The 4138-nt window shown below is 34.0% G+C and carries 5 protein-coding genes and 2 pseudogenes; 4 read left to right on the forward strand and 3 right to left on the reverse strand.

Going from position 1 to position 4138, the window contains the following annotated elements; genetic code table 11:
* Positions 1–759, forward strand: a pseudogene (locus tag ACED20_RS21005) (hypothetical protein); the annotation flags it as partial.
* Complete coding sequence (locus ACED20_RS21010; RefSeq protein ID WP_345767400.1) at positions 756–1145, forward strand: hypothetical protein; 390 nt, start codon at positions 756–758, stop codon at positions 1143–1145. The pseudogene ACED20_RS21005 and the gene ACED20_RS21010, both read left to right, overlap by 4 nt.
* An 84-nt stretch (positions 1146–1229) precedes the next feature.
* Here the strand turns inward: ACED20_RS21010 and ACED20_RS21015 are convergent.
* Positions 1230–1505, reverse strand: a pseudogene (locus tag ACED20_RS21015) (helix-turn-helix domain-containing protein); the annotation flags it as partial.
* Positions 1506–1629: 124 nt separating this feature from the next.
* On the opposite strand from ACED20_RS21015, the gene ACED20_RS21020 reads away from it, so the two are divergent.
* Positions 1630–2847, forward strand: a complete 1218-nt coding sequence (locus ACED20_RS21020) for an RHS repeat domain-containing protein (protein ID WP_378106690.1) — start codon at positions 1630–1632, stop codon at positions 2845–2847.
* Positions 2848–2852: 5 nt separating this feature from the next.
* The gene (locus ACED20_RS21025; protein WP_378106692.1) at positions 2853–3389 is read left to right on the forward strand and encodes a hypothetical protein; all 537 of its coding nucleotides are present in this window, start codon (positions 2853–2855) and stop codon (positions 3387–3389) included.
* A gap of 97 nt (positions 3390–3486) precedes the next feature.
* Here the strand turns inward: ACED20_RS21025 and ACED20_RS21030 are convergent, their stop codons facing one another.
* Both ACED20_RS21030 and ACED20_RS21035 read right to left on the reverse strand, forming a co-directional pair.
* On the reverse strand, positions 3487–3819 hold the full coding sequence (locus ACED20_RS21030; protein ID WP_378106694.1) for a helix-turn-helix domain-containing protein: 333 nt from the start codon (positions 3817–3819) through the stop codon (positions 3487–3489).
* 32 nt (positions 3820–3851) lie between these two features.
* Positions 3852–3980, reverse strand: coding sequence for a helix-turn-helix domain-containing protein (locus tag ACED20_RS21035; RefSeq protein WP_378106696.1), 129 nt, complete (start codon positions 3978–3980; stop codon positions 3852–3854).
* Positions 3981–4138: the final 158 nt, after the last annotated feature.

Genomic DNA, 4138 nt, shown 5'->3' on the forward strand with positions numbered 1-4138 from the left:
GCCCAGATGAGGTTATCCGGCGGCGGAGGCGGTGGGGGAAGTACTCCTTTCGGGGAAACCCAAGCCTACAGGGATATTATGGCTGCTATTTACTTTCCTAATATTAATTTTAGTACTCCACCAAATGAATATGTAGTAGATATAAATACTGGTCAAGTAACTCAAGTTAGTGACTTAGGAGGTGATGAAATAGATTTTTATCATTATGTGGGTGGCGGAGCTAGTTTTAATGGCAAAACAAGAATAGTAGATAGAGAGACAGGAGAAGATCAATGGATGAATTCATCAAAAAACCTGAAAGGTTATACTCGTAGAAGTAACACTACAAATTGGGCAAATTTATATGATGAGTTTTTAAGTGGTGGAGGTCCTGAAAATAGTTTACTCGTTGGACAAGAAAATGCTGCGGTGAAACAACTCATGAAAACAAATATGTACAAGACCGCTATAGATTATTTCCAAGGAACATCTATGAATGAAAAAGCTTCCTTTTCAGGAATGTTTGGTCCCCTTGGTATAATTCTGGAAAATACGAACATGCAAGGTCAATTTATGGGTAAAACTAATTTTAGTTTTTATCCTGTTGGAAATAGAGTCGTTATAATGGCTTTTGATTCTAAATCAGCGTCATCTTACTCTCTTAATCCATTTAATAAAAGTGAATCAGTTAATATTCCTAGAGTAAATGGTGTAGGTGTCCCTGAAAGCACAACAAGACAAACATATTTATTGTGGATAAATAAAAATAAAATGAAATGAAAAAGATTATAATATTTTATATATTCAGCTCATTCATTATGGTGAGTTGTAGTATTAGCAAGAAAAGTTTATTAGGGAATTATTATTTTAAAGGAGAAAATGTAATTGATACACTAATTGTTAAAAACGATATTTATATACATAAAATTTATGATAAAAATTCTCGATTAATGTATCAAGGAGAAAATCAATGGAGTTTAGAAAATGATAGAATTACGTTATTAAAATTCTATAATAATGAAGATAATAAACTAGAGGAATTTTTACCAGATAAAGATGCTGAAAAATTTTTAATGATCAGTTCTTTTCCTGTTTACAAGAACGATCATGAACTTATTATTGAAGTAAATGCGGATGAAAATATTTTATATAGAAAAAGTAGGTAGGTAATATTCCGATCCTGCGGATTTGTAATAATAATAACCCACCGCAATTGCGGTGGGTTTTGTGTTTTATAAAGCAGTAATGATTTAGTTATATGCTTTTCTTGCATTAAAATCCCTGATGGTAAGATCAAGAAACCTTGTTACGAGTGCTTTGTCTTCTTCATTCATATCCTGTATGGCTTCAAATTTTTTCAGAAGGTCTTTGTCTTTAATAGCTACGGTATCATCGTTGAGTAAAGCATCACTTGAAACCCCTAAAGCATCGGCGATATTTTTAAGCGCATCGGCAGGCGGGATGCTGCTTCCCAGCTCGTATCGGGAAAGGCTTTTGTTATTCACCTGGGATTTTTCTGCAAGTTCTAACGAATAATTATAAAGAGCTTCTTAAAAAAGAGTTAGTTTTTAATGTTTACTTACCTTTTTTTTATTTATGTTAATAAAGTTTATTTAAAATAGTAGCTATATTTACAGCTATACCGACCATTTGGGCAGCATTAGGGTAAGTTACTTTAAAAATAACGGTGGCAGCGCAGAAGTTCTTGAAGAAAACAATTATTATCCGTTCGGATTAAAGTACCAGGGCTATAACCAGGCGGCAGGAAATCCGGCCTATAACTACCAGTACAACGGAAAAGAATTGCAGAAGGAAACCGGCTGGAGCGATTATGGGGCCAGGATGTATATGAGTGATATCGGAAGATGGGGTGTGATCGATCCTCTGGCGGAGCAGATGAGGAGGTTTACTCCATACAATTATGCTTATAATAATCCGGTAAGCTTTACCGATCCAGATGGAAGAAAGCCAATGTCGTGGGAAGATGAGCAAAATAACATCATGACCAAGGTTGCTCCTGAAGGATCCTTGTGGTGGATTTATGCCAGTGGCAATCATGTAGGCGCAGGTATGCAGGGTGGCGGTGATGGTATCGGTGATTTCTTCGGACAAATGAAAATTCGTTCCGGCGGCGGTGGGGGAAGTGGACCTGGTCCGAAAAGCAGTACTGGACCTGGAATAATACAAAAAATAGGTAATTTCTTTAGTAATCTTTTTGGAGGAAAGAAAAGTACAGCTACCGGACATGCAGTAAAAGCAACGATAATAAGCATGACTTTAATTCCGGAAGGAGTAGCTGAAGGGTCTATTTTTAGCAGTTTACAAGGTGTTGGAACGGGTTTGTTTTCTACGGCAGGTCTTACAGCAGGAGCCATATTTGTGCCTACAATGATTGGAGAACCTGAATTTAATTGGACAAGGCAGTTCGATGTACCCACTGATATACCTATAACCACTACTGGTGAACCAAGCGGAGTTGAATTCTTCTACAGAGCGATGTCTAGTAAAGAATATCTAAGTACCGGTGGTTTTTTACAACAAAAAAGAGATCAAAATGGTAATTATAGAGGAGAAGGTCCATTTGTAACAGACCGTTTAGAGTATGCTGAAAGAGCTCTAAATGGTTTTAGTAAAAGAGATAAATATGATTTAATAGTACAATATAGCACACAAATAGGTACTACAAATCTTCTTAATTCTATTTCATTACCTCATGGTCCAGGGATAACTGGAGCTTACTCTGAAAAAGTCGGATTACCTATTAGAAAAGTTGAACTTGGAGGCACTAATTATGGATTTTATGGATCTAATGTTAATATTTTTAATATTAGATTAGTCGGGCCTCCCATACCAATAAGATATAAATAATAAACATGTTAAAAGAAATATTAAGAAAAACGGATGATGAGTTAGTTGCTATTGGTGAACAATACAGAAAATTTTATAGTTCTAATATTGAAAGCTTTAAAATTGAGTATGAAGATTATTTTAATACCTCCAAAAAAAATATTTCATTAATAGTTTCAGACTACATTAAGATTTATCAGTTATTTGGTTATAACGAAGATGAAATATCAACTTTTATTCGTGAAAAATTAACTTCTTTTTATTTATTCAATATATCTAATTTAATAATAAATAGAGAAGAATTTGCGATATATTCATTTATTGATATTTTTTATTGTGATCCTTTATTTTTTAAAAATAAAGAGAGCTTAATAGTCTTTTTTGAAGTTACTTATCCAATATTATTATTAAAAACTGAAGATATGTCTTCGTTTATTGCTATAGCTTGCATGAGATATATCGCTATATTAGGTTCCGAAAAAGAAGGGAAAATATTTTTAGAAAAATATTTAAATGAAAATAAAAGTGGTGCTTATATTGAAGATGTGGAGGAAGAGTTGTAACTAATCCCTGCTGGCGCAAGCATCTCGCTTGTATTGGTAGATAAAAATAACCCCACCGCAAAGCGGTGGGGTTATTTTTTTATAGTTCGGTTATAATTTATTTATAAGCTTTTCTCGCATTAAAATCCCGGATGGTGAGATCGAGAAACCTGGTTACGAGTGCTTTGTCTTCTTCATTCATATCCTGTATGGCTTCAAATTTTTTCAGAAGTTCCTTATCTTTAATAGCAACTGTTTCATCGTTCAGTAACGCATCACTTGAAACTCCTAAAGCATCGGCGATATTTTTAAGCGCATCGGCAGGTGGGATGCTGCTTCCCAGCTCGTATCGGGAAAGGCTTTTTTTATTTACCAGGGATTTTTCTGCAAGCTCCGCCTGTGAAAGTCCTTTTTGTTGTCTGTATAATCTTATACGTTCTGCAATGGTCATAAGTGAGATTTAATAATTGCTTGTTTTTTTATTTATGTTAATAAAGTTATTTTAAAATAGTAGCTATATTTACNTTTATTTACCAGGGATTTTTCTGCAAGCTCCGCCTGTGAAAGTCCTTTTTGTTGTCTGTATAATCTTATACGTTCTGCAATGGTCATAAGTGAGATTTAATAATTGCTTGTTTTTTTATTTATGTTAATAAAGTTATTTTAAAATAGTAGCTATATTTACAGCTGTACAACTTGTAATAACAGCGCAGAAGTTCTTGAAGAAAATAATTATTATCCGTTCGGGCTGAAGCATGAAGGCTACAATG

Source organism: Chryseobacterium sp. sg2396, assembly GCF_042610505.1.
In the GTDB taxonomy this organism is placed as follows: domain Bacteria; phylum Bacteroidota; class Bacteroidia; order Flavobacteriales; family Weeksellaceae; genus Chryseobacterium.

Excerpts from the sequence above, each read along its gene's own strand:
- ACED20_RS21025 (WP_378106692.1), top strand. The coding sequence starts at position 2,853 with ATGTTAAAAGAAATATTAAGAAAAACGGATGATGAGTTAGTTGCTATT.
- ACED20_RS21030 (WP_378106694.1), bottom strand. The coding sequence starts at position 3,819 with ATGACCATTGCAGAACGTATAAGATTATACAGACAACAAAAAGGACTT.
- ACED20_RS21010 (WP_345767400.1), top strand. The coding sequence starts at position 756 with ATGAAAAAGATTATAATATTTTATATATTCAGCTCATTCATTATGGTG.